Annotated in this window: 28 protein-coding genes, 5 tRNA genes and 1 pseudogene; 6 read left to right on the top strand and 28 right to left on the bottom strand. The window is 70.9% G+C overall.

The window, feature by feature from the left end; translation table 11 throughout:
* Positions 1-5: 5 nt before the first annotated feature.
* Positions 6-632 (bottom strand): flavodoxin family protein, encoded by a 627-nt coding sequence (locus ACIOD1_RS27890; RefSeq protein ID WP_401905303.1) that lies wholly within the window; start codon positions 630-632, stop codon positions 6-8.
* Positions 633-782: 150 nt separating this feature from the next.
* On the opposite strand from ACIOD1_RS27890, the gene ACIOD1_RS27885 reads away from it, so the two are divergent.
* Entirely contained in the window at positions 783-1226 is a 444-nt protein-coding gene (locus tag ACIOD1_RS27885; protein ID WP_365623188.1) for a helix-turn-helix domain-containing protein, read from the top strand.
* Here ACIOD1_RS27885 and mutM read toward each other — a convergent pair.
* From mutM to ACIOD1_RS27840, 9 genes are all read right to left on the bottom strand, one after another.
* Positions 1199-2065 carry a bifunctional DNA-formamidopyrimidine glycosylase/DNA-(apurinic or apyrimidinic site) lyase gene (mutM, locus tag ACIOD1_RS27880; RefSeq protein WP_365623190.1) on the bottom strand — a complete coding sequence of 289 codons (867 nt, stop codon included), beginning with the start codon at positions 2063-2065 and terminating at the stop codon, positions 1199-1201. The two genes, ACIOD1_RS27885 and mutM, sit on opposite strands and share 28 nt — an antisense overlap.
* A 150-nt stretch (positions 2066-2215) precedes the next feature.
* Complete coding sequence (gene rnc / locus ACIOD1_RS27875; RefSeq protein ID WP_365623192.1) at positions 2216-3043, bottom strand: ribonuclease III; 828 nt, start codon at positions 3041-3043, stop codon at positions 2216-2218.
* A 19-nt stretch (positions 3044-3062) separates the two neighbouring features.
* The gene (gene rpmF / locus ACIOD1_RS27870) at positions 3063-3236 is read right to left on the bottom strand and encodes a 50S ribosomal protein L32 (RefSeq protein ID WP_003965982.1); all 174 of its coding nucleotides are present in this window, start codon (positions 3234-3236) and stop codon (positions 3063-3065) included.
* A gap of 2 nt (positions 3237-3238) precedes the next feature.
* Positions 3239-3886 (bottom strand): DUF177 domain-containing protein, encoded by a 648-nt coding sequence (locus tag ACIOD1_RS27865; RefSeq protein WP_365623260.1) that lies wholly within the window; start codon positions 3884-3886, stop codon positions 3239-3241.
* A 140-nt stretch (positions 3887-4026) separates the two neighbouring features.
* Complete coding sequence (locus ACIOD1_RS27860; protein WP_365623194.1) at positions 4027-5118, bottom strand: cell division initiation protein; 1092 nt, start codon at positions 5116-5118, stop codon at positions 4027-4029.
* Positions 5119-5247: 129 nt separating this feature from the next.
* Entirely contained in the window at positions 5248-5727 is a 480-nt protein-coding gene (coaD, locus tag ACIOD1_RS27855) for a pantetheine-phosphate adenylyltransferase (protein ID WP_365623196.1), read from the bottom strand.
* 29 nt (positions 5728-5756) lie between these two features.
* Complete coding sequence (rsmD, locus tag ACIOD1_RS27850) at positions 5757-6332, bottom strand: 16S rRNA (guanine(966)-N(2))-methyltransferase RsmD (RefSeq protein WP_401905297.1); 576 nt, start codon at positions 6330-6332, stop codon at positions 5757-5759.
* 86 nt (positions 6333-6418) lie between these two features.
* A complete protein-coding gene (recG, locus tag ACIOD1_RS27845; RefSeq protein ID WP_401905294.1) occupies positions 6419-8611 on the bottom strand; it encodes an ATP-dependent DNA helicase RecG in 2193 nt (730 codons plus the stop codon).
* 38 nt (positions 8612-8649) lie between these two features.
* Positions 8650-10314, bottom strand: coding sequence for a DAK2 domain-containing protein (locus ACIOD1_RS27840; RefSeq protein ID WP_401905291.1), 1665 nt, complete (start codon positions 10312-10314; stop codon positions 8650-8652).
* Positions 10315-10557: 243 nt separating this feature from the next.
* On the opposite strand from ACIOD1_RS27840, the gene rpmB reads away from it, so the two are divergent.
* Entirely contained in the window at positions 10558-10743 is a 186-nt protein-coding gene (gene rpmB, locus ACIOD1_RS27835) for a 50S ribosomal protein L28 (protein WP_073911113.1), read from the top strand.
* A 176-nt stretch (positions 10744-10919) separates the two neighbouring features.
* Here rpmB and thiD read toward each other — a convergent pair whose 3' ends face one another.
* A complete protein-coding gene (thiD, locus tag ACIOD1_RS27830) occupies positions 10920-11720 on the bottom strand; it encodes a bifunctional hydroxymethylpyrimidine kinase/phosphomethylpyrimidine kinase (protein ID WP_365623204.1) in 801 nt (266 codons plus the stop codon).
* On the bottom strand, positions 11717-12700 hold the full coding sequence (locus ACIOD1_RS27825) for a thiamine-phosphate kinase (RefSeq protein WP_365623206.1): 984 nt from the start codon (positions 12698-12700) through the stop codon (positions 11717-11719). Before ACIOD1_RS27825 ends, thiD begins: the two co-directional genes overlap by 4 nt.
* A gap of 272 nt (positions 12701-12972) precedes the next feature.
* Here ACIOD1_RS27825 and ACIOD1_RS27820 point away from each other — a divergent pair, with 272 nt between their 5' ends.
* Both ACIOD1_RS27820 and ACIOD1_RS27815 read left to right on the top strand, forming a co-directional pair.
* Positions 12973-13206 (top strand): Lrp/AsnC ligand binding domain-containing protein, encoded by a 234-nt coding sequence (locus tag ACIOD1_RS27820; protein ID WP_365623208.1) that lies wholly within the window; start codon positions 12973-12975, stop codon positions 13204-13206.
* Between the two features lie 23 nt (positions 13207-13229).
* Positions 13230-13721 (top strand): DUF3515 domain-containing protein, encoded by a 492-nt coding sequence (locus tag ACIOD1_RS27815; protein ID WP_365623210.1) that lies wholly within the window; start codon positions 13230-13232, stop codon positions 13719-13721.
* A gap of 104 nt (positions 13722-13825) precedes the next feature.
* On the opposite strand, the gene ACIOD1_RS27810 is transcribed toward ACIOD1_RS27815, so the two are convergent.
* From ACIOD1_RS27810 to ACIOD1_RS27800, 3 genes are read right to left on the bottom strand one after another with little or no spacing between them, the layout of a single operon-like run.
* Entirely contained in the window at positions 13826-14983 is a 1158-nt protein-coding gene (locus ACIOD1_RS27810) for a D-alanine--D-alanine ligase family protein (protein WP_365623212.1), read from the bottom strand.
* 39 nt (positions 14984-15022) lie between these two features.
* Positions 15023-16033 carry an NAD(P)H-dependent glycerol-3-phosphate dehydrogenase gene (locus ACIOD1_RS27805; RefSeq protein ID WP_365623214.1) on the bottom strand — a complete coding sequence of 337 codons (1011 nt, stop codon included), beginning with the start codon at positions 16031-16033 and terminating at the stop codon, positions 15023-15025.
* A complete protein-coding gene (locus tag ACIOD1_RS27800) occupies positions 16030-16782 on the bottom strand; it encodes a lysophospholipid acyltransferase family protein (RefSeq protein ID WP_365623216.1) in 753 nt (250 codons plus the stop codon). Before ACIOD1_RS27800 ends, ACIOD1_RS27805 begins: the two co-directional genes overlap by 4 nt.
* A gap of 189 nt (positions 16783-16971) precedes the next feature.
* Between ACIOD1_RS27800 and cofC the strand changes: the two are divergent.
* Positions 16972-17628: pseudogene (gene cofC / locus ACIOD1_RS27795) on the top strand (2-phospho-L-lactate guanylyltransferase); the annotation flags it as partial.
* Between the two features lie 314 nt (positions 17629-17942).
* On the opposite strand, the gene ACIOD1_RS27790 reads toward cofC, so the two are convergent.
* The 4 genes from ACIOD1_RS27790 to leuC form a co-directional block, all read right to left on the bottom strand.
* Complete coding sequence (locus tag ACIOD1_RS27790) at positions 17943-18635, bottom strand: HU family DNA-binding protein (RefSeq protein ID WP_365623217.1); 693 nt, start codon at positions 18633-18635, stop codon at positions 17943-17945.
* A gap of 144 nt (positions 18636-18779) precedes the next feature.
* Complete coding sequence (locus ACIOD1_RS27785) at positions 18780-19007, bottom strand: hypothetical protein (protein WP_365623219.1); 228 nt, start codon at positions 19005-19007, stop codon at positions 18780-18782.
* A 137-nt stretch (positions 19008-19144) separates the two neighbouring features.
* Complete coding sequence (gene leuD, locus ACIOD1_RS27780) at positions 19145-19738, bottom strand: 3-isopropylmalate dehydratase small subunit (RefSeq protein ID WP_401905283.1); 594 nt, start codon at positions 19736-19738, stop codon at positions 19145-19147.
* A 3-nt stretch (positions 19739-19741) separates the two neighbouring features.
* On the bottom strand, positions 19742-21166 hold the full coding sequence (gene leuC / locus ACIOD1_RS27775) for a 3-isopropylmalate dehydratase large subunit (RefSeq protein WP_365623223.1): 1425 nt from the start codon (positions 21164-21166) through the stop codon (positions 19742-19744).
* Positions 21167-21351: 185 nt separating this feature from the next.
* Here leuC and ndgR point away from each other — a divergent pair, with 185 nt between their 5' ends.
* Positions 21352-22068, top strand: a complete 717-nt coding sequence (gene ndgR, locus ACIOD1_RS27770; protein WP_053675064.1) for an IclR family transcriptional regulator NdgR — start codon at positions 21352-21354, stop codon at positions 22066-22068.
* Positions 22069-22254: 186 nt separating this feature from the next.
* On the opposite strand, the gene ACIOD1_RS27765 is transcribed toward ndgR, so the two are convergent.
* The 9 genes from ACIOD1_RS27765 to ACIOD1_RS27725 form a co-directional block, all read right to left on the bottom strand.
* Positions 22255-22327, bottom strand: a tRNA-Glu gene (locus ACIOD1_RS27765).
* Positions 22328-22345: 18 nt separating this feature from the next.
* Positions 22346-22417 (bottom strand) — tRNA-Gln (locus ACIOD1_RS27760).
* Between the two features lie 24 nt (positions 22418-22441).
* Positions 22442-22514, bottom strand: a tRNA-Glu gene (locus tag ACIOD1_RS27755).
* A 60-nt stretch (positions 22515-22574) separates the two neighbouring features.
* Positions 22575-22647 (bottom strand) — tRNA-Glu (locus tag ACIOD1_RS27750).
* 27 nt (positions 22648-22674) lie between these two features.
* Positions 22675-22746: transfer RNA gene (locus ACIOD1_RS27745), tRNA-Gln, on the bottom strand.
* Positions 22747-22833: 87 nt separating this feature from the next.
* Positions 22834-23562: an HAD family hydrolase gene (locus tag ACIOD1_RS27740; protein WP_365623225.1), complete on the bottom strand. Its 729-nt coding sequence runs from the start codon at positions 23560-23562 to the stop codon at positions 22834-22836.
* Positions 23563-23572: 10 nt separating this feature from the next.
* Positions 23573-24244 (bottom strand): DUF4241 domain-containing protein, encoded by a 672-nt coding sequence (locus ACIOD1_RS27735; RefSeq protein WP_401905279.1) that lies wholly within the window; start codon positions 24242-24244, stop codon positions 23573-23575.
* A gap of 112 nt (positions 24245-24356) precedes the next feature.
* Positions 24357-25832: a glutamate--tRNA ligase gene (gene gltX, locus ACIOD1_RS27730; RefSeq protein WP_401905276.1), complete on the bottom strand. Its 1476-nt coding sequence runs from the start codon at positions 25830-25832 to the stop codon at positions 24357-24359.
* Positions 25825-26613: a fumarylacetoacetate hydrolase family protein gene (locus ACIOD1_RS27725; protein ID WP_365623231.1), complete on the bottom strand. Its 789-nt coding sequence runs from the start codon at positions 26611-26613 to the stop codon at positions 25825-25827. The genes gltX and ACIOD1_RS27725 overlap by 8 nt, the downstream gene beginning before the upstream one ends.
* Positions 26614-26643 lie beyond the last annotated feature (30 nt).

Raw genomic sequence — 26643 nt, 5'->3', positions numbered from 1 at the left:
CCGGCTCAGACGCTCGCGACGGCCAGGGCGGCGCGACCGGCGAGGACCACGCGGGTGTGGTCGGCGACGCGGCGTCCGAGGTGCTCGGCGGTCGCGACGTCGGCCTTGTGGACGCCCTCGGGACCCTCGTCGGAGTTGGTCTGGGCGGCCGCGCCGGCGAAGAAGCCCAGGCGGTTGAGGTCGTTCTCGCTGCCGGTGGTGGAGTTCCAGCCCGGCTTCAGGCCCAGGTTGACCCAGCTCATGCCGTGCTGCGCGGCCAGGATCTGGAAGAACTGCAGGGTGTGCAGCTTGTCGCCGCTCTTGGATCCGGAGTTGGTGAAGCCGGCGGCGACCTTGTCCTGCCAGACGTCGCCGAACCAGCGCTTCGAGGTGGCCTCGGCGAAGACGTGGAAGGCGCCGGAGGCCGTGCCCATGTAGGTCGGGGAGCCGAAGACGATGGCGTCGGAGCCGTCGAGCAGCTCCCAGGCGGCCTCGTCGATCTCGTCCACCTTCACCAGGTGCACGGTCGCCCCGGCGTCGGCGGCGCCGGCCGCGACGGCCTCGGCGACGACCGCCGTGTGCCCGTAGCCGGAGTGGTAGGCGATCGAGACGACAGGGGTCGAAACGGCGGGGGCGGACGGGACTGCGGACATGGCTGATCTCCCTGGAGGCGTTCCAAATGTGCCGCGGTGCGACGAGAGAAAGAAAAGCACTAACTTTTCGAAAGTGCAAGCTCCTCGTTAGCGCTGTGAATTTGTAAGCGCAGGCAGACAGGGTGCGCCACCCGGGAGTACGCTCTCCTCATGGACACTTCCGCCCGCACCGAAGCCACCGCGCCGGCCGGCACCGACGCCCCGACCCCGTCGTGCGGGCTGTCCGACCTGCCCTTCGACGTGTTCGCCCGGTCCTGCCCCTCGCGGGAGACCCTGGAACACGTCACGGGCCGCTGGGGCAGCCTGACGGTCGGCGCCCTGCGCGAGGGCCCCGTTCGGTTCAACGAGCTGCGCCGCCGGGTCGAGGGCGTGAGCGAGAAGATGCTCTCCCAGACCCTGCACGCGCTGGAACGGGACGGTATCGTCCTGCGCGAGGCGCAGACGACCAACCCGCCCCGCGTCGACTACGAGTTGACCGCGTTGGGCCGCGAGGTCGCCGACCGCCTGCTCTCCCTGATCCACTTCGTGGAGGGCAACATGGACCAGGTCCTGGTCTCCCGGCAGTCCTACGACGCCTCGCGCGGCTGCCGCTGACAGCGCGGGCAGAAGTAGCTGGAGCGGTTCATCCACGCCCGACGCCGCATGGGCGTGCCGCAACGGTGGCAGGGCTCGCCCTCCCGCCCGTAGGCGTCCAGGGTCCGATCGAAGTACCCGGATTCGCCGTTCACGTTGACGTACAGGCTGTCGAAGCTGGTGCCGCCGGCGGCGAGGGCCGCGTTCATGACCTCCCGGACGTGCCCGAGGAGTTCCACGCTGCGGGGGCGGGGGAGGCCGGCGGTGGGACGTTCGTAGTGCAGCTTCGCCCGCCACAGCGCCTCGTCGGCGTAGATGTTGCCGACGCCGCTGATCAGCGACTGGTCCAACAGGGCCCGCTTGATGGTGGTGCGCTTGGCGCGGAGCGCCAGGTGATAGGCGCCCTCCTCGAACAGCGGGTCGAGCGGATCGCGGGCGATGTGCGCGATGACGTCGGGCAACCCCTCGGCGCTGTCGGGCACGGTCTCGTGGAGGGAGAGCCCGCCGAAGGTGCGTTGGTCGACGAAGCGCAGCTCGCGCCCCCCGTCGGCGAAGCGGACCCGGATGCGCAGGTGCTTCTCGTCGGGGGCGTCGGCCGGCTGCACCAGCAACTGCCCGCTCATCCCGAGGTGCCCGAGGACGGAGAGCTCGCGCCCCTCCAGCGGAAGCCACAGGTACTTGCCCCGCCGCCGCGGCACCCCGATGGTCTGCCCGGTCAGCCGCGCGGCGAAGTCGGCGCCGCCCGCGAGGTGGCGGCGTACGGCGCGCGGATGCAGCACCTCGACCTCGGCGACGGTCCGCCCGGCCACCCACCGCTCCAGTCCCCGCCGCACCACTTCGACTTCGGGCAGCTCGGGCACGGTGTTCCTCCGGAGGAGTGAGGTGAGGGGCGTAGACGTGAACGGGGACGTGGGACGAGACGCGGGACGTGAATGCCGACGTGGACCTGGACGTGGAACAGAAAACCCCGCCGCACCGAGGTGCGACGGGGTCACTGTAAAAGAAAGCGGTCAGGCGTCCGGCGCCGGGTCGACGGGCGTCGACGGCCCGTCGCCCGTCACCGTGACGACGCCGGAAGCCGCAGCCGCTGCTGCCGCGATCCGCTCGTCCGCGGCGGCGCGGATCCCGCGCCACGCGGACTCCGCCGCCTGCTGTTCCGCTTCCTTCTTGCTGCGTCCGGTGCCGATGCCGTACGAGACACCACCGACGCGGGCCGCAGCTGTGAAGGTCTTCTCGTGGTCCGGTCCGGCCTCGGTGACCAGGTATTCCGGTACACCGAGCCCTTCGGCCGCCGTGAGCTCCTGGAGACTGGTCTTCCAGTCCAGGCCGGCCCCGAGATTGGAGGACTTCTCGATGAGCGGGTCGAAGAGCCGGTGAACCAGCTCCGAGGCCGCGTCGAGGCCCTGATCGAGGTAGACCGCGCCGATCACCGCTTCAAGGGTGTCGGCGAGGATGGAGGCCTTGTCCCGGCCACCCGTGCCCTCTTCGCCCCGGCCGAGCCGGATGAAGAGACCGAGTTCGAGGCCGCGGCTGACCTCCGCAAGTGCACGCGAGTTGACTACCGCGGCCCGCAGTTTGGCCAGTTGGCCTTCCGGCAGGTCGGGGTGGGTCGTGTACAGCGTGTCCGTGACCACCAGGCCCAGCACGGAGTCCCCGAGGAACTCCAGCCGTTCGTTGGTGGGCAGACCGCCGTTCTCGTACGCGTACGAGCGGTGGGTCAACGCACGCACCAGAAGGGCGGACTCGAGTCGATACCCGAGCCGCCCTTCCAGAAGCACGTGGGACGAGGCCGCGTTGTTACTGACTGCCTGCTTCTCAGCGTTGGACAGCTCAGACATTGCGCCTCTCACCAGCCGCTCAGACCTCGAGGACCTGGCGCTTGTTGTAGGTGCCGCAGCTCGGGCACGCAATGTGCTGGAGCTTCGGCTCCTGGCAACGCTCGCACGAAACCAGGGTGGGGACCGCAGCCTTCCACTGCGACCGGCGGTGGCGCGTGTTGCTGCGCGACATCTTCCGCTTCGGAACAGCCACGGCTACTTCTCCTGCTTCTCGGCGGCGCTCTGAACTCCGTCAGACGCAGTGCCGCTCATGTTGTCCTTCTCGACGCCCTGATCGGTGACGAGTCCCTGCAGTGCCGCCCAACGGATGTCGACGGCGTCATGGTGGTGGTCCGGATCGTCGTTCAGGCTGAGCCCGCAATCGGGGCACAGTCCGAGACAGTCCTCCCGGCACACCGGCTGCATGGGCAGTGCGAGCACCACCACATCGCGCAGCACGGGTTCGAGGTCGAACAAGCCGTCCTCGAGGAAGAGCGTGTCCTCGTCGTCCTCGGCGTCGTCGGCCGGCTCCGCCTGAGAGCGGTTCCGGTCGTCGGCGTCATGGTACGAGAACATCTCCTGGAAGTCCGCCTTGAGCTCACGCTCGACGGCCTCCAGACACCTTACGCACTCCCCCACGGCACGGCCACGAGCGGTGCCTGTGACAAGCACCCCTTCCATGACCGACTCCAGGCGGAGGCTGAGCTTCAGCGGGGCGCCTTCCGGTACCCCGATGACGCCGGCGAGACCGAAGTCCGCCGGAGTCGCGATCTCACGGGACAGCCGCTGCATGGCACCAGGACGCCGACCCAGCTCGTGCGTGTCGAACACGAGGGGGTTGCGGTGGTCGAGGCGGGTATTCAGGGCCGTTCCTGCTTTCACAATCGCTGAAGATCAAAACCTGCCCCGTAATAATGTTCACTTACGGGCAGCATGGATCGCGGTGCATACGCGCGACCGAAGAGCCAGGATACCCGCCACGGGGCCCTGCGCCCAATCCGGCCTTAGCGCCCTTGTTCGTACTGGCGCAACTGCTCCACGTTGATCATGCTCGTGTCGAAGAAGCTGGTCTCGTCCAGGGCCGCCTGCTGCTGCGCCTGGGGGTGGACCTGCCCCTGGACCTGCCCCTGGGTCTGCGGCTGCTGCTGGTAGGCGCCGTACGGGTCGGTCTGCTGCTGGTACGCCCCGTACGGATCCTGCTGACCGCCCCCGTAGCCCTGGCTTACGTACGGGTCCGCGTAGGGCTCCGCGTAGGCCGCGGGGGCGTAGGCGTCCTGGTGCGCGACGGGCTGCTGGTAGGGGTACGCGTCGTACTGCGGCTGGGGCTGCGCCTGCGCGGGGATCGGGGCGCGCACCGCCTCGGGGCCCGGTTCGGCGAGGCCGGCCAGGAAGTCCGCGTCGCTCGACGGGCGCCCGCCCTGGGCCTCGGCGGCGTCCTGGGCGGCCATGTGCGCGCCGAGGTCGTCCGTGGGGGCCCGGCCCAGCAGCTTCTGGCGGCCCCGGCCGACGGCCTCCAGGGTCTTGGCGAGGACGGCCTCGAAGGTGGCCAGCTTGGTGTCCACGTACGCGTCCGCCTGCCCGCGCCGGACCTGGGGGTCGGGGCTCGGCTCGGGGGCGTCCGTGTCGGCGAAGCCCTGTTCGTCCAGGCCGGGCCCGCGGCCCAGCAGCTTCTCGCGGCCGCGGTCCACCGCCCCGATGGTCTTGGCGAGGACCACCTCGAAGTTGGCGAGCTTGCTGTCGACGTAGTCGTCCGCCTCGGCCCGGATCTCATCGGCCTCGCGGCGGGCGTCGTGCAGGATCCGGTCCGCCTCGGCCTGCGCGCGGCGGGCGATCTCGGTGTCGGAGATCAGCGAACCCCGCTGGGCCTGTGCGGACTCGATGATCCGGTCCGCCTCCCGCCGGGCCTCCTCGACCATGTGGTCGCGTCCGCCGATGAGCTCTCGCGCCTGGGCGAGGGAGCCGGGCAGCGCCTCGCGCACCTCTGCGAGCCGATCCAGGAGTTCCGCGCGGTTGATCACGCAGGAGGCCGACATCGGCATGGAACGGGCGCCGCCGACGGCCGCGACGATCTCGTCGAGCTTCTTCTGTACGTCCATGGGGGCTCGCACTCTCTCTGCCCCGGGCGTTTCCCGAGACGGACGGCACGACTGTAAGCCCCCGGGACCGGTGAGCGGCAAGGACCGCTCGACCCCGGCCCGGCCGGCGCCCGGCCGGGCCGCGCGCGGTCACTTCGCGCGCAGTCGCTCCAGCAGGGCGGCGTGGACGTGCGCCGGAAGCAGGTGGGCGACGTCGCCGCCCCAGGTGGCGACTTCCTTGACCAGGGAGGAGGACAGGAAGCTGTAGGTGGGGTTGGTCGGCACGAACAGGGTCTCGACGCCCGACAGCCCCATGTTCATCTGGGCCATCTGCAGCTCGTAGTCGAAGTCGCTGACGGCGCGCAGGCCCTTGACGATGGCCGGGATGTCACGCTGCTTGCAGAAGTCGACGAGCAGCCCGTGGAAGGACTCCACCTCGATGTTGCCGTAGTCGGCCGTGGCCTCGCGGATCAGCTCGATGCGCTCTTCGACGGTGAACAGGCCCTGCTTGGACTGGTTGATCATCACGGCGACGTGGACGACGTCGTAGAGCCTGGAGGCCCGGCCGATGATGTCGAGGTGTCCGTTGGTGATGGGGTCGAACGACCCCGGACAGACGGCGCGGCGCAACTGAACTCCCTCGCTATCCCGTACGGGCTTCATGAATCTTCGCCGGCGGCGGCGCGACCGTACCAAAGGGTGCCCTCGCCGTACTTGCGCGAGCGCAACGCCTCGAAGCCCTCGGGCCACGGGAACGCGCCGCTCCTGGTTCTGCGCTCCACGGTGACGAGTGCGTCGTCGGTGAGCCAGCCATTGGACCGGAGTGTGAGCAGGATCTCGCCAAGATCACCGTGCTCGACCTCGTACGGCGGGTCCAGGAAGACGATGTCGTACGGCTCGGCGTGCGCGGCGCCCGCCGCGATCTGCTCGGCCTTGCCGGCCCGGAATTCGGCGCCGGGCAGGCCGACCGCCTCGATGTTCTCGCGGATCGCCTTGGCGGCCTTGGCGTCGGGCTCGACGAGCAGGGTGTGGGCGGCGCCCCGGGAGAGCGCTTCCAGGCCGACGGCGCCGGAGCCCGCGTACAGGTCCAGGACCCGGGCCCCTTCGAATCCGTGCAGCGACTCCCAGGTGGAGAAGAGCCCCTCGCGCATCCGGTCGGAGGTGGGGCGGGTACCGGTGCCGGGCGGCACGGCCAGCCGCCGCCCGCCGGCGGTGCCGGCGATCACGCGGGTCATCTGGGGTCCTTCGCTGGGAGGTGAGGGGGACGGGCGCGTTGCGGCGCCCTGGCCCACGATAGGTCGTCGCGCGCGGGGGCCGCCGCTCAGCCCTTTTCCAGGTACTGCTCCCGCTCGGTGTCGAGGAGGGCGTCGAGCGCGGTGCGCAGTCCGGGGAGGTGCTCCAGCTCCGGGTCCTCGGCGACCACGCGGGTGGCCTCCTCGCGGGCCTGGGCGATGACTTCCTCGTCCTCGATCACCTCCAGCATGCGCAGGGAGGACCGCACGCCGGACTGGGCCTGGCCGAGCACGTCGCCCTCGCGGCGTTGTTCGAGGTCGATCCGGGAGAGCTCGAAGCCGTCGAGGGTGGCCGCGACGGCGGCGAGCCGGGCCCGGGCGGGGGCGGCCTCGTGCATCTCGCTGACCAGCAGGCACAGCCCCGGTGCGGAGCCGCGCCCGACGCGGCCGCGCAGCTGGTGGAGCTGGGAGACGCCGAAGCGGTCCGCGTCCATGATCACCATGACGGTGGAGTTGGGCACGTTCACGCCGACCTCGATGACGGTGGTGGCGACCAGGACCTTGACCTCGCCGGCGGTGAACCGGCGCATCACGTCGTCCTTGTCGGCCGGGTCCATCCGTCCGTGCAGCACCTCGACGGACAGTCCGGCGAGGGGCCCGCGGCGCAGCTGTTCGGCGATCTCCAGGACGGCGAGCGGCGGGCGCCTGTCCCCGTCCTCCTCGGCCTTCTTCTTCTTGGGGTCGTCCTCGTCGTCTCCGATCCGCGGGCAGACCACGTACGCCTGGTGGCCGTTCTCCACCTCCTCGCGGACCCGTTCCCAGGCCCGGGTGAGGAAGTGCGGCTTGTCCTTGGCCGGCACCACGTGGGTGGCGATCGGGGAGCGGCCGGCGGGCAGCTGGTCCAGGACGGAGGTCTCCAGGTCGCCGAAGACGGTCATGGCGACGGTCCGCGGGATCGGGGTCGCGGTCATCACCAGCAGGTGGGGCGGCTGCTTGCCCTTGGACCGCAGCGCGTCGCGCTGTTCGACGCCGAAGCGGTGCTGTTCGTCGACCACGACCAGGCCGAGGTCGTGGAAGCGCACCTTGTCCTCGATCAGCGCGTGGGTGCCGATGACGATCCCGGCCTCGCCGGTGATCAGGTCGAGCAGTGCCTTGCGGCGGGCGGGCACGCCCATGGAGCCGGTGAGCAGCACCACCTTGGTGCCCCGGTCGGAGCCGCCCAGCATGCCCCCCTCGGCCAGCTCGCCCATCATCTCGGTGATGGACCGGTGGTGCTGCTGCGCGAGCACCTCGGTGGGCGCGAGCATGGCGGCCTGCCCGCCGGAGTCGACGACGGCGAGCATGGCCCGCAGCGCCACCATCGTCTTTCCCGAACCGACCTCGCCCTGGAGGAGGCGGTGCATCGGGTGGCTGGTGGCGAGGTCGTCGAAGATCTCGCGCGAGACCGTCACCTGGCCTTCGGTGAGGGTGAAGGGCAGTTTCGCGTCGAAGGCGTCGAGGAGGCCGCCGGGGGTGGGGCGGCGGGGGACCGAGGGGAGCTGGGAGTCCGCGTGGCGGCGGCGGGCCAGGGCGACCTGGAGGACGAAGGCCTCGTCCCACTTGAGGCGTTGGCGGGCGTCCTCGATGTCGGCCTTGGTCGTCGGGCGGTGGATCTTGAGGAGGGCCTCGGTGAGCGGGACCAAGGCCCGGCCCTCGCGCAGGGCGGCCGGCAGGGGGTCCACGGTCTCCGCGGCGGCGGGCAGGACCGCGTCGACCGCCTTGGAGATCTTCCAGGACTCCAGCTTGGCGCAGGCCGGGTAGATCGGGATGAGTTGGCTCGCGAAGGCGGCGGCCGCGTCCCGGTCGGAGGCGTCCGCGCTCAGCAGCTCGTAGGCGGGGTGCGCGAGCTGGAACTTGCGGTTGAAGACGCCGACCTTGCCCGCGAACATGGCCCGGGTGCCGGGCAGCAGGTCCTTGTGGGGCTTGTGGACACCGGCGCCGAAGAAGACGAGCTGGAGCCGGCCGCTGCCGTCGGTGATGGTGACTTCGAGGCGTTTGCCGCGCCCGCCGTTGAAGGTCAGGACGCGGGCGTCGGCGACCTGGGCGACGACGGTCACGTGCTCGTCGAGCTGGTCGGCGAGGTCGGTCAGCGGGCTCAGCTCGCCGCGTTCCGCGTACCGGCGGGGGTAGTGGTGGAGCAGGTCGAGGGCCGTGTGCAGGCCGAGCTGCTCGGCCAGCACCTTCGCGGTGGCGGGGCCGAGGGTCTTCTTGAGGTCTTCGTCGAGCGCGGGCACGTCTTCCATTGCACACCATGGCGCCGACAAAGCCCGCCCCGCGACGCCTATTCGACCCCGATGAGCAGCGGCGCCGAGTGGCGTCCGCCCCGGTAGACGACGGTGTCCACGGCCAGGTGCGCGTGTTGGACGTAGGTCTCCAGGCGGCCTGCGAGGGCGTCGGGCACCTCGGGGCCGAGGACGAGGGTGACGAGTTCCCCGCCGGAGCCGAGCATCCGCTCCAGGACCGCCTCGGCGGTCGCGGCCAGTTCGGTTCCTATGAGGGCGACGTCTCCGTCGATGAGGCCGAGCACGTCGCCCGCCTGGCAGATGCCGGCGGAGGTGAAGGACTGCCGTTCGGCGACGGCGAGTTCCCCGTAGCGGGTCGCGCCGGCCGCGGCGGTCATGGCGACGACGTCCTCGTCGAAGCTGCCCTCGGGGTCGTGCACGGCGAGGGCGGCGAGTCCTTGGACCGCGGAGCGGGTGGGGATGACGGCCACGCGCACCCCGTCGGCGCGGGCCCGTTCGGCGGCGGCGGACGCGGCGGTGCGCAGTTCGGCGCTGCCGGGGAGCAGGACCACCTCGCGGGCGTGCGCCCGGTGGACGGCCTCGACGAGTTCGGCGGTGGTGGGCGGCTCCCCCGGGCGGGCGGCGACGGTGGTGGCCCCGGCCTCCTCGCACAGGCCGGCCAGCCCTTCGCCCGCCACCACGGCGACGACGGCCCGCTGGGCGCGCGGGGCCCGGGCCCGGCGGCGTTCGTCGCCGAAGTGGGTGATCCGGATCCGGTACGGCCGCCCGGCGACCACGCCGGCCTCCACGGCCGCGCCGGGGTCGTCGACGTGGACGTGGACGTTCCAGAGCCCGTCGCCGCCGACCACCACCAGGGAGTCGCCGAGCCCGTCGAGACCGTCGCGCAGGGTCTCGACGGCCTCCTCGGTGGCCTCCAGGAGGTAGACCACCTCGTAGGCGGGGCCGCCCTGCTCCTCGGCGCAGGGCTCGTCGGTACGGGGTACGGGCACGGCCCGGCCGCGCACCGGCTCGGGGGCGGGGGCCTGCCCGGACAGGGCCTGCCACAGCGCGCCGAGTACGGCGACGAGCCCGCAGCCCCCGGCGTCGACCACTCCGGCCCGGCCCAGCACGGCCAGTTGTCCCGGGGTCTCGGCGAGGGCGGCGCGGGCCCCGTCGTAGGCGGCGCGGGCCACCTCGACGGCGGTCCCGGCGGCCGTTCCGGCGGCGGCCTCGACGGCGGATCCGGCCCGGGCGGCGGCTCCGGCGACGCTGAGCATGGTGCCCTCGACAGGGTGCGCGACGGCCCGGTAGGCCTCCTCGGCGGCCCGGGTCAGGGCCTGGGCCAGGAGGGGGCCGGGGGCGCCGGTGCGGGACGGTTCGGCCCCGAGCACGTCGGCCACCCCGCGCAGGAGCTGCGCCAGGATCGTCCCGGAGTTGCCCCGGGCGCCTATGAGGGCGCCGTGGGCGTAGGCCCGTACCGCCTCGGCGAGGGACACCGGAGCCGTTGTGCCCTTGGTCACGGGGGCGGCGAAGGTCTCGGCGAGCGCGCGGTCCGCGGACTCGGCGGTCAGGTAGAGGTTCGTACCGGTGTCGGCGTCGGCGACCGGGTAGACGTTGATCGCGTCGATGTCCTCGCGGGCCCGGCCCAGTGCGGCCAGGGCCAGCGAACTCCAGGTGCGCACCGCTTCGGCGTCGAGGGTGTGCGGTCCGGACTCGTGCGCCACCGGGCGTTCCTCCTTGTGCGGGCCAGGGTTCACCGCAGGGTAACGAAGGGTGGTCCGGGCGACGGGACCCCGGGGCCGGGGCCGGCCCGGTCATGGTAGTTTTCTTGGACCGAAGCAGTCGTTGTATGCTGCTCAGGTTGCCCGGCGAGAGTCGGGCTCATTCGTCCGGCAAGCCACTTCAGATCTCTGATTCCGGTGCGCCGGATTTCACTGTAAGTGCATCTGAAGTCTTTGGAGTGACCTGTGGCTGCCAACTGCGACGTTTGCGCCAAGGGGCCGAGCTTCGGCAACAGCATCTCCCACTCGCACCGCCGTACCTCGCGTCGCTGGAACCCGAACATCCAGCGCGTGCGTGCCGTGGTCAATGGGACGCCGAAGCGCCTCAACGCCTGCACCTCGTGCATCAAGGCCGGCAAGGTCTCGCGCTGACGCCTCATCGTCGTCGTAGCGCAGCCCTTCCGGTTGCCCAAAAGTCCGGTCCACCTCTGGTGGTCCGGACTTTTGCTTTCCCCGAACGGTTTCCCCGAACGGTTTTCCCGGACGCCTCCCCGTAAGCCTTACGCGGGCCGTCCGGTACGGGGCCCGGTGACCGGGCCCCGTCGGGATCAGCGTGAGCGCCAGGCGTGGTCCACCGGGCCGATGCCCCCGCCGAGCGCGAAGCCGGCGGCGATGGCGCCGGTGACGTACTCCTTGGCGGCCGTGACCGCCTCCGGTACGGGCAGGCCCTTGGCCAGGCCCGCCGCGATGGCGCTCGCCAGGGTGCAGCCGGTGCCGTGGGTGTGCCGGTTGTCGTAGCGGGGGGCGCGCAGCCACCGTTCCTCGGCGCCGTCGGTCAGCAGGTCCACCGCCTCGCCCCCGTGCGCGGCCAGGTGGCCGCCCTTGATCAGGGCCCAGCGCGGTCCGAAGTCGAGGATCGCCCCGGCGGCCCGGCGCATGCCGTCCTCGTCGGTCACCTCGATCCCCGTGAGCTGCGCCACCTCGTCCAGGTTCGGGGTGGCGACCGTGGCCCGGGGCAGCAGTTCCGCGCGTACGGCGTCCAGGGCCGAGGCGGCGAGCAACGCGTCGCCGTGCTTGGAGACGCCCACGGGGTCCACCACCGCCGGCGCTTCCGTGCCGGCCAGCAGTTCCGCGACGGTCTCCACGAGGACGGCGGAGGACAGCATCCCGGTCTTGACGGCCCGGACGCCGATGTCGTCCACGACGGCCCGGTACTGGGCGGTCACGGCCTCGGGCGGCAGCTCCCAGACGCCGTGCACGCCGAGGGAGTTCTGGGCGGTCACGGCGGTGACGACGCTCATGCCGTGCACGCCGAGCGCCAGCATCGTCTTGAGGTCGGCCTGGATGCCCGCGCCGCCGCCGGAATCGGATCCGGCGACGGTCAGGCACAGCGGCGGGGCGGTGCTCATCGCGGGGCGTCCTCGTCGGCCGGGTCGGGGCCGAAGTGGTCCCAGCCGCCGGTGCTGGTCCAGGGGGCCCCGTCGACGGTCACCTGGGGCAGCGCGGAGCGGTTGAGCACCTCCCCGATGACCTTCCAGCGGGCCGGGAGCTTCACGTCGGGCGGGAAGGTGGCCACGATGGCGTGGTCCTCTCCCCCGGTGAGCACCCACTGGAGCGGGTCCACGCCGACGGCCTGGCCGATGTCGTGCATCTGGGTCGGGATGTCCACCGCGCCCGAACGCACGTCGATCCGCACCTTGCTGGCCTCGGCGATGTGGCCGAGGTCGGCGATCAGCCCGTCGCTGACGTCGGTCATGGCGGTGGCGCCGAGTCCGGCCGCCGCCGGGCCCGCGTGGTAGGGCGGCTCGGGGCGCCGGTGGGCCTCGACGAAGGCCCGCGGGGAGCGGAAGCCGCGCGAGAGGACCGCGAAACCGGCCGCGGACCAGCCCAGCCAGCCCGTGACGGCGACGACGTCACCGGGCCGGGCTCCGGAGCGCAGCACGGGCTCGTGGTTGCGCAGGTCGCCGAGGGCGGTGATGGCGACGGTGATGGTGTCGCCGCGGACCACGTCCCCGCCGACCACGGCCGCGCCGGCGACCTGGCACTCGTCACGGATGCCGTCCATCAGCTCGGTGGGCCAGGTGACCGGCAGTTCCGCCGGGACCACGAGGCCGAGGAGGAGGGCGGTCGGCACGGCGCCCATGGCGGCGATGTCGGCCAGGTTCTGCGCGGCGGCCTTGCGGCCCACGTCGTAGGCCGTGGACCAGTCGCGGCGGAAGTGCCTGCCCTCCAGGAGGATGTCCGTGCTCGCCACGACCCGCCGGTCGGGAGCCGACACCACCGCGGCGTCGTCACCGGGTCCGAGCCGGACCGCCGGGGTGGTGGTGAGCCGTGAGGTGAGCTCTCGAATGAGCCCGAACTCCCCCAGCTCGCCCACAGTGCCCTTCATCGCTGTGCCCCTTCTAGGCAGGTCCGCTTGCGGTCGCGAGCCGTCACAGCTCTGGGTACCGTCAACAGATACGTCAACTTCTTCTGTACGTACGCCCCGCCAAGCGTGGCGCCGGAGCCGTGGGTTATGCCCACGGCACGTAGGGGAAGGGTCTCCCCGTGGTGTGCGGGGACGCGGTACCGTGGCGTCCCTTCTTCCCCGGGCCCGCCCGATCTCCCTGGGCCCATCCGAAGGTTAGGGGAAATGATCCTCGTGGCCGCCCTGGAGGTTCCGTGGTACAGGCGTACATCCTCATTCAGACAGAGGTGGGCAAGGCGTCGTTCGTCGCCGAGTCCATCGGGAAGATCGCGGGGGTGATCCAGGCCGAGGACGTGACGGGGCCGTACGACGTGATCGTGCGGGCCCAGGCGGAAACCGTCGACGAACTCGGCCGCATGGTGGTCGCCAAGGTCCAGCAGGTGGAGGGGATCACCCGCACCCTGACCTGCCCGGTGGTCCATCTGTAGCCCCCGTCTACTCTTGGCCGGTGATGTCTTCGCACCCCCGGCCGCTGCGTCTGCTGGTCCTGCCCGCCGCCTCGGCCGTCCTGGCCCTCGCCGGCTGCTCCCCGAGCGGCTCCGGGGTGCGGGCGGATCCTCCCCCGGCCCCGCCCGCCGAGGTGGCGTCGCTCTGTGCGGCGCTGCACGAGGAGCTGCCCGACACGGTGGCCGGGCTGGCACGGACCACCACCGAGCCGGTGTCGGATCTGACCGCCGCGTGGGGCGGCTCGGCGATCGTACTGCGGTGCGGTATCCCCAAGCCCCCCGAGATGGCGGATCCGAAGCAGGAGGGCGTGGAGGTGAACGGCGTCGGCTGGTTGTTGGCGAAGACGTCCGACGGCGGGTTCCGGTTCATCACCGGGGCGCGGTTGGCCTACACCGAGGTCCGGGTCGACAAGGAGCATGCCACGGACGCGGGGATGCTGGTCGGTCTGTCCACGGCCGTGGCCAAGGCCGTTCCCGTCGGCATCTCCTCCTACTGAGCCGCTCCCCCACCCGCTCCGGCTCCCCGCGCACACCGCCGCCCGCCGGCCTCGCCTTTGACGGCGGGCCGGCGGGCGGTCGGCTGTACGGGGCCCCGTGCGACCTAGCGCAGCCCGGTGGAGCGACGCAGGGCGGCCTGGATCAGGAGGTCGACCAGTTCGGGGTACTCGACGCCCGACTCCTGCCACATGCGCGGGTACATCGAGATCGGGGTGAAGCCCGGCATGGTGTTGATCTCGTTGATGACGAACTCGCCGTCCTCGGTGAGGAAGAAGTCGGCGCGCACCAGGCCCTCGCAGGAGGCGGCGTCGAAGGCCTCGATCGCGAGGCGCCGGACCTCCTCGGTCTGCTCCGGGGTCAACGGGGCGGGCACGAGTCCGGAGGCGGAGTCGATGTACTTCGCCTCGAAGTCGTAGAAGTCGTGGCTGGAGACCGGGGGGATCTCGGCCGGGACGCTGGCGCGCGGGCCGTCCTCGAACTCCAGGACCCCGCACTCGATCTCGCGGCCGCGCAGCAGCGCCTCCACGATGACCTTCGGGTCGTGGCGGCGGGCCTCGCGGATCGCCGCGTCCAGGCCGGAGGGGTCGTCGACCTTGGTGATGCCGATGGAGGATCCGGCGCGGGCGGGCTTGATGAACAGCGGCCAGCCGTGCTCCTCGGCGAAGTCCATGACCTTCGCCGTGGCGGCGGCCGCGTCGGCCTCCCACTCGCGGGGGCGGATGGTCACGTACGGGCCGACCTTCAGCCCGAAGGAGGTGAACACCCGCTTCATGTAGTCCTTGTCCTGGCCGACGGCCGAGGCGAGGACGCCCGAGCCGACGTACGGGATCCCGGACAGCTCCAGGAGGCCCTGGAGGGTGCCGTCCTCGCCGTAGGGGCCGTGGATCACGGGGAAGACCACGTCGACCTCGCCCAGGGCCTTGGGAACGGATCCCGGCTCGCTGTAGACGACCTCGCGGCTGGCGGGGTCGACGGAGAGGACCACGCTGCCTTCCGCGGACTCCGCGAGCGCGGCGACGTCCGGGAGGGTGCGGTCGGCGATGGCCATCCGCTCGGGTTCATCGGCCGTCAGGGCCCATCGGCCGTCCGTGGTGATGCCGATGGGCAGCACCTCGTACTTGGTGCGGTCGATGGAGCGCAGGACGGCGCCGGCGGTGACGACCGAAATGGCGTGCTCCGAGCTGCGGCCGCCGAACACGACGGCCACGCGGGGCTTGCGGCCCTGCTGCTCAGGGGTCTGGGGGAGGTTCTCGCTGCTCATATCGCCACGAGGGTACCCGCTCAAGCGTCCGGATCGCGCTCAGCGACGTTCCGGTTTGGCGCTGCGGCCCATCAACTCCTTGAGGGCGACCAGCGGGGGCTTCCCGTCGTGGACGATGTCGACCACGGTGTCGGTGATGGGCATGTCGACCCCGTGGCGGCGGGCGAGATCGGCCACGGACTGGCAGGACTTGACGCCCTCGGCGGTCTGCCGGGTGACCGCGATGGTCTCCTCCAGGGTCATCCCGCGGCCCAGGTTGGTGCCGAAGGTGTGGTTCCGGGAGAGCGGCGAGGAGCAGGTGGCGACGAGGTCGCCGAGGCCCGCGAGGCCGGAGAAGGTCAGCGGGTCGGCGCCCATCGCCAGGCCCAGCCGGGTGGCTTCGGCCAACCCGCGGGTGATGAGCGATCCCTTGGTGTTGTCTCCGAGCCCCATGCCGTCGGCGATGCCGACGGCCAGGCCGATGACGTTCTTGACGGCGCCGCCGAGTTCGCAGCCGATGACGTCGGTGCTGGTGTACGGGCGGAAGTACGGGGTGTGGCAGGCGGCCTGGAGGCGCCGGGCCACGTCCTCGTCCACACAGGCGACGACGGAGGCCGCGGGCTGGCGGGCGACGATCTCGCGCGCCAGGTTGGGGCCGGTGACCACGGCGACGCGCTCGGCGGGGACCTTGGCCACCTCTTCGATGACCTCGCTCATCCGCTTGGCGGTGCCGAGTTCGATGCCCTTCATCAGGGAGACGAGCACGGCCTCGGGCGGCAGCAGCGGGGCCCACGCGGCCAGGTTCTCGCGCAGCGTCTGGGAGGGGATGGCGAGGACCGCGAAGTCGGCGCCCCGTGCGGCCTCGGCGACGTCCGTGGTGGCGCGCAGGTTCGCGGGCAGCTCGACGCCGGGGAAGTAGTCCGGGTTGCTCCGGCCGGTGTTGATGGCGTCGACGACCTCGGCGCGGCGGCCCCACAGGACCACCTCGCAGCCGGCGTCGGCGAGCACCATGCCGAAGGCCGTGCCCCACGAGCCGGTTCCGAACACGACCGCCTTGACGGGCTGTGTCACTTGTAGTCCTCCCCCGCGGCGTCCCGCCGCTGCTGCGCCCTGGCCCGGCGGTGGTCGTACGGCTGCGCGGGGGCCTTCTCCCCGCGCAGTTCCTCCAGGAGGTCGGTGACGGCCGCCATGATGACCTCCGTGACCTCCTTGAGGACGTCCGGGGTCGGTTCCCGGTCGTAGTAGGCGGAGAGGTCCACGGGCGGCCCGGCAAGCACCTGGAGGGTCTTGCGCGGGAACAGTCGGACCTTGTTCTCCTTGGCGTAGGGGGGCATCGCGAGGTTCGCGCCCCATTGGGCCACGGGAATGACGGGGGCCCTGGTGATCAGTGCCACTCGGGCCGCGCCGGTCTTGCCCGCCATCGGCCACATCTCCGGATCGCGGGTCAGGGTGCCTTCCGGGTAAAAGGCCACGCATTCACCGCGCTCGATCGCCGCCACGGCGGCCCGGAATGCGTCCAGGGCGTTGGTGGTCTCGCGGTAGACGGGGATCTGGCCGGAGCCGCGCAGGATCATGCCCACGAATGGCACCTTGAAGAGTCCGGCCTTGGCGAGCAATCGGGGCACCCGGCCGGTGTTGTACTGGAAGTGCGCGTACGAGAGCGGGTCCAGATACGAGTTGTGATTGACGGCGGTGATAAAACCGCCGTCGCCCGGAATGTGCTCCATTCCCCGCCAGTCCCGCTTGAAGAGCACTACCAGCGGCGGTTTTGCGATGACCGCCGCCAGGCGGTACCAGAAGCCGATTCTGCGGCGGGACACTCGGACACCTTCCTCTACGACCGGTGCGTGGCTCGGGCACCTTGTGGGCCGGACAAGTGTCGCCCCGGGGCCGGTCTCTGTCGAGGACACCGTACGCCCCGCTCGCACCACGGGGGCCCTCCGTGAGCGGTCCGGGGCGACAATGGGCCGACTGATGACCGGGCCTTGGCCCGTCGGTGACCGGAGCGGGTGCGGGAGCGCACCGGAGGGAAGGGGTCCGTCACGAACGCCGTCTGGAGTCTGGTGGTCCCCCTCAAGCCCTTGGCGCAGGCCAAGAGCCGTTTGGCGGTGGCCGTCGGGGCCTCCCGGCAGGGGCTCGCGCTGGCGTTCGCGCAGGACACCGTGGCGGGGGCGCTGGCCTGTCCGGCGGTCGCCGATGTGGTGGTCGTCACGGACGACGCCGTGGCCCGTCGGGAGCTGTCGCGACTGGGCGCGCGGGTCCTGCCCGATCTGCCGGGGGCCGGGCTCAACGCGGCTCTGGACCACGGGGCGAGGGCGGTCCGGGCCGGGCGTCCGGGGGCGAGGGTGGCCGCCATGAACGCGGATCTGCCCGCTCTGCGGGCGCCGGAATTGCTACGCGTGCTCGAAAGTGCCGCCGATTTTCCCCGGGCATTTCTGGCGGATGCGGCAGGAATCGGTACGACCCTGCTTTCCGCCGGTCCGGACCGGGAATTGGCACCCTCGTTCGGAGGCCCGTCCCGAGCCCGCCATTCGGCGTCGGGGGCGGTGGAAATCGCCCTGGCGGACGTGGAGAGCGTACGCAGGGACGTGGACACGGGGGCGGACCTGAGGACCGCCCTCTCCCTCGGCGTGGGGTGGCACACGGCCCGATACAGTGCGCGTATGCAGGCGACCGCGTACACGTACGACCCCGAGACCCACAGCGGCAGCGTGCTGCTGGACGACGGCACCCCGGTGCCCTTCGCCCCCGCGGCCTTCGACGCGGGCGGTCTGCGGCTGTTGCGGCCCGGCCAGCGGGTGCGCATCGAGACGGACGGCGAGGGCGCCGCCCTGCGCATCACCCTGGTGACCCTGCAGACCTTCTGAGGGTCCCGCCCGTCTCTCCCGCGCCTTTCTCGCACCTCCGCCACCTGCGGCGAAGCACCGCGGGCCGGCTTCCCCCGAGGGGGAAGCCGGCCCGGCGTGTGTGACTCGTGCCCCTACTTCTTGCGGGCGGTGGTCTTCTTCGCGGTGGCCTTGCGCACAGCCGTCTTCTTGGCGGGCGCCTTCGTCGCGGTGGCCTTCTTGGCCGCCGGGGCGGTCTTCTTCGCGGTGGCGGTGGCCTTCTTGGCCGTCGCGGTCGTCTTCTTGGCCGGAGCCGCCTTCTTGGCGGTGGCGGTGGCCTTCTTCGCGACCGCGCTCTTCGCGGCCGTCTTCTTGACGGTCGCCGTGGTCTTGCGCGCCGCGGTCTTCTTCACCGTGGGCGTGGCCTTCTTGGCCACCGCGGTCTTCGCGGCGGCCTTCTTGGCCGTGGTGGCCCTCTTGGCGACGGCCTTCTTGACCGTGGCGGAAGCTCCGCCGGTCAGGCTGCCCTTGGGGGCCTTCTTGACGGCCACCTCGTCGCCCTTGGGGAGCTTCTTGGTGCCGCTGACCAGGTCCTTGAAGCCCTGGCCGGCACGGAAACGGGGAACGGAGGTCTTCTTGACCCGGACGCGCTCACCCGTCTGCGGGTTGCGGGCGTAACGGGCCGGCCGGTCGACCTTCTCGAACGAGCCGAAGCCCGTGACCGAGACCCGGTCGCCCGCGACGACCGCGCGCACCATGGCGTCCAGTACCGCGTCGACAGCGTCCGCGGCCTGCTGGCGGCCGCCCAGCTTGTCGGCAATCGCTTCTACGAGCTGCGCCTTGTTCACGTCTTCCCCTTCGGAGACTTCGCCAGAACGAATGTGTTCAAGCTTATTTCGCACGTTAGGCGGATATATACCGCAAATCAAACACGAAACGGGCTAATCACCCTAGTGCCGCAACGATGTAGGCCGTTACGGAGTTCCTTCGCATCAGTCGCCTTCAGGGAATCGACCCTCGTCGAGGTCCTTCATCAACCTGTCCAGGCGTCTTGCCGCATCCCCGAGATCATGCTTCGCGACGGCAGTGACGACCAACAGCTTCCGGGACAGCGCCATCCTTACGCCCTCCGGGACTTGCAGTGAGCGCACCGTTGTGTGTGCTTCTTTCAACCGGTCGGCGACGAGTTCGTAGAGCTTGAGTTGACTGTCGCGTTCCATGCACAGATTGTGCCATCTGGGGCGAGTTGTCGCCTCACGGGGCCTCAACAAACGGCTGTGCCCCCCGCCGGAAGGCGGGGGGCACAGGGTTGCCGATGCGATCACCCGGGGGTGAATAAGCGCTGATCAGGCAGGAATCACGCCTGAATCGTGCGCGGCTTGTAGGAGGGCCGGGTGCTTTCGTAAGCGTCGATGTCCCCTTCGTTCTGAAGGGTGAGCGAGATGTCGTCCAGCCCCTCCAGAAGACGCCAGCGGGCGTTGTCGTCGAGTTCGAACTCCGCCTCGATGCCCTCGGCTCGGACCTTGCGGTCGACCAGGTCGACGGTGACCTCCGCCGTGGGGTCGGCCTCGGTCAGCGCCCAGAGGCGGTCGACCGTCTCCTGGGGCAGGACCACGGTCAGCAGACCGTTCTTCAGGGAGTTGCCCCGGAAGATGTCGGCGAAGCGGGCGGAGACGACCGTCTTGAAGCCGAAGTTCTGCAGGGCCCATACGGCGTGCTCGCGCGAGGATCCGGTGCCGAAGTCGGGGCCGGCGACCAGGACGGTCGCGCCGGCGCGCTCCGGGCGGTTCGTGATGAACTCCGGGTCCTTGCGCCAGGCCTCGAAGAGGCCGTCCTCGAACCCGTCACGGGTGATCTTCTTGAGCCAGTGGGCCGGGATGATCTGGTCGGTGTCGACGTTGCTGCGGCGCAGCGGGACGGCCCGGCCGGTGTGGGTGGTGAAGGCTTCCATGGTTCAGACTCCGGCGGTCGCGGGGGCGTCGGACAGGTCGGCGGGCGAGGCCAGATGGCCCAGTACCGCGGTGGCGGCGGCCACCTGCGGGGAGACCAGGTGCGTACGACCGCCCTTGCCCTGCCGGCCCTCGAAGTTGCGGTTGGAGGTGGACGCGGAGCGCTCACCCGGCGCCAACTGGTCGGGGTTCATGCCCAGGCACATCGAACAGCCCGCGTGCCGCCATTCGGCGCCGGCCTCCTTGAAGACCTTGTCCAGGCCCTCGGCCACGGCCTGGAGGGCGACGCGGACCGAGCCGGGAACGACCAGCATCCGTACGCCGTCGGCGACTTTGCGGCCCTCGACGATGCCCGCGACCGCGCGCAGGTCCTCGATGCGGCCGTTGGTGCAGGAACCTACGAAGACGGTGTCGACACGGATGTCGCGCAGCGGCTGTCCGGCGGTCAACCCCATGTACTCCAGGGCCTTTTCGGCGGCGTGGCGCTCCGAAGCGTCCTCGTACGAAGCAGGGTCGGGGACGTTGGCCGACAGGGGCGCGCCCTGGCCCGGGTTGGTGCCCCAGGTGACGAACGGGGACAGCGCCGCGGCGTCGATGACGACCTCGGCGTCGAAGACGGCGTCGTCGTCGGTGCGCAGGGTCTTCCAGTACGCGACCGCCGCGTCCCAGTCCTCGCCCACCGGGGCGTGGTCACGGCCCTGGAGGTAGTCGAAGGTGGTCTGGTCGGGAGCGATCATGCCCGCGCGGGCGCCGGCCTCGATCGACATGTTGCAGATGGTCATGCGGGCTTCCATCGACAGCTGCTCGACGGCCTCGCCGCGGTACTCCAGGATGTAACCCTGGCCGCCACCGGTGCCGATCTTGGCGATGATCGCCAAGATCAGGTCCTTCGCGGTGACGCCCTCGCCCAGCGCGCCGGTGACGGTGATCGCCATCGTCTTCGGGCGGGCCAGCGGCAGCGTCTGGGTGGCCAGCACGTGCTCGACCTGGCTGGTGCCGATGCCGAAGGCCAGCGCGCCGAAGGCGCCGTGCGTGGAGGTGTGGGAGTCGCCGCAGACCACGGTGGTGCCGGGCTGGGTCAGACCCAGCTGCGGTCCCACGACGTGGACGACGCCCTGCTCGACGTCGCCCAGCGAGTGCAGGCGCACGCCGAACTCGGCGCAGTTCTTGCGCAGCGTCTCCAGCTGGGTCCGGGAGACCGGGTCCGCGATCGGCTTGTCGATGTCGATGGTGGGGGTGTTGTGGTCCTCGGTCGCGATGGTGAGGTCCAGACGACGGACCTTGCGGCCGGCCTGGCGCAGACCCTCGAAGGCCTGCGGGCTGGTCACCTCGTGCAGCAGGTGCAGATCGATGAAGAGGAGATCGGGCTCGCCTTCGGCGCGCCGGACGACGTGGTCGTCCCAGACCTTCTCCGCGAGTGTCCTACCCATCGCTTTCCCTCCGGCCGGCCGGTTGTGCCGGCGCTTATTAGAGATCTGGTGCGCCCGACCGTCCGCTACCCCACGCGGCGGACGAAGGCTCGGACCCAGTGGTTCGTGGACCCGCACATACAGACTCGCTTGTTCTTGGAAAAATTGAACTTGCGTTTCACAGTGTGAGACGCGAATATCGTTTCATGGACAACTCTAGCGGCGTCGGCGTTCTCGACAAGGCAGCTCTGGTACTGAGCGCACTGGAGTCCGGTCCGGCCACCCTCGCCGGGCTGGTCGCGGCGACAGGGCTCGCACGACCCACGGCACATCGCCTTGCCGTGGCACTGGAACACCACCGGATGGTGGCGAGGGACATGCAGGGCCGGTTCATCCTCGGTCCGCGGTTGGCAGAGCTTGCCGCCGCGGCCGGCGAGGACCGCCTGCTGGCCACGGCCGGACCGGTGCTCACGCACCTCCGTGACGTGACGGGCGAGAGCGCGCAGCTCTACCGCCGTCAGGGCGACATGCGCATCTGCGTGGCTGCGGCCGAGCGGCTGTCGGGCCTCAGGGACACCGTCCCGGTGGGCTCGACGCTGCCGATGAAGGCCGGTTCGGCCGCGCAGATCCTGATGGCCTGGGAGGAGCCCGAGCGGCTCCACCGCGGGCTGCAGGGCGCGCGTTTCACGGCCACGGCCCTGTCCGGCGTCCGTCGCCGGGGCTGGGCCCAGTCGATAGGCGAGCGGGAGCCCGGCGTGGCCTCCGTCTCGGCGCCGGTGCGCGGGCCCTCGAACCGCGTGGTGGCCTCCGTATCGGTCTCCGGGCCGATCGAGCGCCTGACCCGACACCCGGGGCGCATGCACGCCCAGGCCGTCATCGACGCGGCCGCCCGCCTGTCGGAGGCCCTGCGCCGCACCGGCTGACCCCACACCTCTCCTCCCCCACCCACCCCCGGGTCCGGGGGCGCGTACGACGCCGCACACGTCCTGACTCGCGCCTCCGGGCCCGCACTTGTACCCGGGCACCACACGAACACCACGGGCACCGGCCCCACGCCGGAAACGACGAAGAGGCCCTCCGCGATGATCGCGGAGGGCCTCTTCCTCTTGTACCCCCGACCGGATTCGAACCGGCGCTACCGCCTTGAGAGGGCGGCGTGCTAGGCCGCTACACAACGGGGGCCTGCCTGCTTGTACTGCGCTGGGCTACCAGGACTCGAACCTAGAATAAGAGAACCAGAAACTCTCGTGTTGCCAATTACACTATAGCCCAATGGTCTAGACCAGCTAGACACCGTACCCCCGACCGGATTCGAACCGGCGCTACCGCCTTGAGAGGGCGGCGTGCTAGGCCGCTACACAACGGGGGCCCTAGCGATCCTGCATCAAGAGTCCGGGTGCGACCCTGGAGATCTCGCGGGAAGGATCTGTACCCCCGACCGGATTCGAACCGGCGCTACCGCCTTGAGAGGGCGGCGTGCTAGGCCGCTACACAACGGGGGCAAAGCACTGCGTTACTTCTGCACTGCGCTGGGCTACCAGGACTCGAACCTAGAATAAGGGAACCAGAAACCCTCGTGTTGCCAATTACACTATAGCCCACCAAAACTCAAGCCCCTGAGGGACTTTCGTTTGGTTAGCGCCTCCGACTCCGGCCTTTCGGCCCGCTCGGCGGCGACAGAAAGAACATTACCGGATGCCTGACCGTGCTCCAAAACGGGTATCCCCGGCCAGCAGCTCGGGCAGGCCGTCCAGTCCGACGATGCGGTGCACCCCGCTCGGCCCCTCCCCTCGTCCGCCGGCCCGGTCGAGCCAGACCGCCGTCAGGCCGGCGTCGCGGGCCCCGCGGGCGTCGATCTCCGGCTCGTCCCCGACGTACGCGACCTCCGCGGGCTCCAGGCCCATGGCCTCGCAGGCGGCGAGGAAGGCGCCGGCCTCGGGCTTGCTGATGCCCAGCTCGGCGGCGCAGACCAACACCTCGAAGCGGTCGCGGACCCCGAGGGTCCGCAGCTTGGACTCCTGATTGGCGACGGAGGAGTTGGAGAGCAGCCCGTGCCGGTGGGAGAGCGCCAGGAGGTCCAGGACGGGGATCACGTCCGGGAACAGGACCCAGGCCGCCTTGTAGTGCTCCACGTACCGGTCGAACCAGGCGTCGGCCTGCGCGGCGGTCAGGGCCGGCTCCTCCAGGAACTCGCGGACCCGGTCCCGGCGCTGCTCGCGGAAGGACACCTCACCGGCCGAGAAGCGGTCCCAGTGCCGGTGCGTGAGACGGCGCCACAGGGCGAGGGCCTCGAACGGGGTCCCGTATCGGCCGTCCGTCCCCTCGTCCGCGAGGTGGCGGGAGAGACCTGCCGCGTCGGCGCCCGTGTAGTCGAAGATGGTGTCGTCGATGTCCCACAGCACGGCTCTGATCGGCATGCGGCCGAGCCTACGCCGGGTCGCCCCCGACCGGAGGCACGACGAAGAAGTCCGTCACGAAGCAGGTGATCTCGCCCCGGGCGTCCCGGCCGACCCAGGTCGGATAGGAGCCGTCGCCCCAGCCGGAGCCGAAGGCCGTGAGGGTGTGGCCCGACTCACCGGTGATGAGGTAGGGGCCGGGGCCGTGGTCGTTCGCCTCGAAGGCGTCCCACAACGGGCCCTCGTCGCCCTGGCACTCGGAGAAGGCCTCGTCGGCGGCCGGATCGTAGAAGCAGCCGGCGCCGGCGTCGACCCCGTAGCCGAAGTACTCGTCCTCGTCGAGTTCGGCGGGGTCCTGGCCGGCCACCAGGGCCAACTCCCACGTGACCGTGAGGGCGTCGCCGACCACCACGCGGGCGGCCGCCGTGCGCAGGTGCGGGGCCTCGTCGGCGGGTTCGTCGGGGGTGGTGAGGGTGGCTATCGCCGTCTCCACCCGGTAGCGGCCCGGGGCCACGGCGGCGGTGAAGGGCTCCGCCTCGCCCGCGCCGAGCCCGATGAACGGGTCGCAGGCGGTGACGCGCCCCGAGGGCAGCCACAGTTCGCCGGCGACGGCCACGTGGAGCGTGCCGGTCTGCCCGCTCTCGTAGGCGAAGGCGAGGCCCGGGGTGAAGTACCGGTCGTAGTCGGGGGCGGTCATGGGCATGGCGCTGGCCTTCCGAGGGGCATGGTGATCGACTGGAGCACCTTAGGGCCTCAACCCGACAACGCCGGAGGGGCGGCGGCCGGATCGGCCGCCGCCCCTCCGGGGGTGCGGGTCAGGCGGCGAGCTTCGCCAGGGTCGCGTCGATGCGGGACAGCGAGCGCTCCTTGCCCAGGATCTCCAGGGACTCGAAGAGCGGCAGGCCGACCGTACGGCCGGTGACGGCCACGCGGACGGGGGCCTGGGCCTTGCCGAGCTTGAGGCCGTGGGCCTCGCCGGCGGTCAGGACGGCCTGCTTGAGGGACTCCGGGTCCGACCAGTCGGCGGCGGCCAGGTTCTCGCGGGCGGTGGTCAGCAGGGCCGCGGGCTCGCCCTTCATGGCCTTGTCCCAGGACGGCTGGTCCTCGACGGGCTCCTTCAGGAACAGGAAGTCCACGTTTGCGGTGATGTCCGACAGGACGGTGACGCGGGTCTGGGCGTACGGGGCGATCCGCTCCCAGGCCTCGGCGTCGAAGTCCTCCGGCGCCCAGTTGGCGTGCGGGGCCGTGAGCCAGGGGGCGCAAGCGTCCGCGAAGGCCTTGGGGTCCAGCTGCCGGATGTGGTCGGCGTTGATGGCCTCGGCCTTCTTCAGGTCGAAGCGGGCCGGGTTCGCGTTGACGTCCGGGATGTCGAACTTCGCGACCATCTCCTCGATGGAGAAGATGTCCTGGTCCTTGGAGAAGGACCAGCCCAGCAGCGAGAGGTAGTTCAGCAGCCCCTCGGGCAGGAAGCCGCGCTCGCGGTAGAGGTTGAGCGAGGACTCCGGGTCGCGCTTGGAGAGCTTCTTGTTGCCCTCGCCCATGACATACGGCAGGTGGCCGAACTCCGGGACGCCCTTGGCGACGCCCAGCTCGATCAGCGCCCGGTAGAGCGCGATCTGGCGGGGGGTGGAGGAGAGCAGGTCCTCGCCGCGGAGCACGTGCGTGATCTCCATCAGCGCGTCGTCCACCGGGTTGACCAGCGTGTACAGCGGGGCGCCGTTCGCGCGGACGATGCCGAAGTCCGGCACGTTCTCGGGGGTGACCGAGATCTCGCCGCGGACCAGGTCCGTGAAGGTGATCGTCTCGTCGGGCATCCGGAAGCGGACGATCGAGGAGCGGCCCTCGGTCTCGTACGCGGCCACCTGCTCGGCGGTCAGCTCGCGGCAGTGGCCGTCGTAGCCCGAGGGCCTGCCGGCCGCGCGGGCGGCGTCGCGGCGCGCGTCGAGTTCCTCGGTCGTGCAGTAGCAGGAGTAGGCGTACCCGCCGTCCTGGAGCCTGCGCGCGACGTCCTTGTAGATGTCCATGCGCTCGGACTGGCGGTAGGGGGCGTGGGGGCCGCCGACCTCGGGGCCCTCGTCCCAGGTGAAGCCGAGCCAGCGCAGCGAGTCGAGCAGCTGGACGTACGACTCCTCGGAGTCGCGCGCCGCGTCGGTGTCCTCGATGCGGAAGACGAACGTGCCGCCGTGGTGGCGGGCGAACGCCCAGTTGAAGAGGGCCGTGCGGACCAGGCCCACGTGGGGGTTGCCGGTCGGGGACGGACAGAAACGTACGCGGGGGGTCGCGTTAGCCACGCTTGATCACCTTGTTGGTGAGAGTGCCGATGCCTTCGATGGTGACGGCGACCTCGTCGCCGACGTTCAGGGGTCCGACTCCGGCCGGGGTCCCCGTGAGGATGACGTCGCCCGGGAGCAGCGTCATGGCCTCGCTGATGTGCACGATCAGGTCCTCGATGGAGCGGACCATCTCGCTGGTGCGGCCGAGCTGGCGCTGTTCGCCGTTCACGGTGCACTGGATGGTCAGGTCGCTCGGGTCGAGGTCGGTCTCGATCCAGGGGCCCAGGGGGCAGGAGCTGTCGAAGCCCTTGGCTCGGGCCCACTGCTGCTCGCGGCGCTGGACGTCGCGCGCGGTGACGTCGTTGGCGCAGGTGTAGCCGAGGATCACGTCCTTGACGCGCTCCCTGGGAACCTCCCGGCACATGCGGCCGATGACGACGGCGAGCTCCGCCTCGTGGTGGAGCTCCTGGGAGAAGGAGGGGTACGCGATCGGGTCGCCCGGGCCGACCACCGAGGTGGAGGGCTTGAAGAAGGTGATCGGGGCCTCGGGGACCTCGTGCCCGAGCTCCGCCGCGTGCTCCGCGTAGTTGCGGCCGATGGCCACGACCTTGTTGGGGAGCACGGGCGGCAGCAGGCGGACCTTGTCCAGCGGGACCTTCGTGCCCGAGAGCTCGAAGTCCGCGAACGGGATGCCCTTGATGATGTCGAGGACGAGTCCGCCCTCGGCGCCGGGGGCTGCGTCGCCCTCGACCGCGCCGAAGGCGACGTTGCCGTCGATCGAGAACCTGGCGATGCGCACGTGTTGCGTCTGCCCCTCTGTCTGTCCGTC

Source organism: Streptomyces sp. NPDC088097, from assembly GCF_044741845.1.
Classification (GTDB): Bacteria; Actinomycetota; Actinomycetes; order Streptomycetales; family Streptomycetaceae; genus Streptomyces.
The sequence above is the reverse complement of the archived record's forward strand: the minus strand, read 5'-3'. Positions and strand labels throughout refer to the sequence as shown.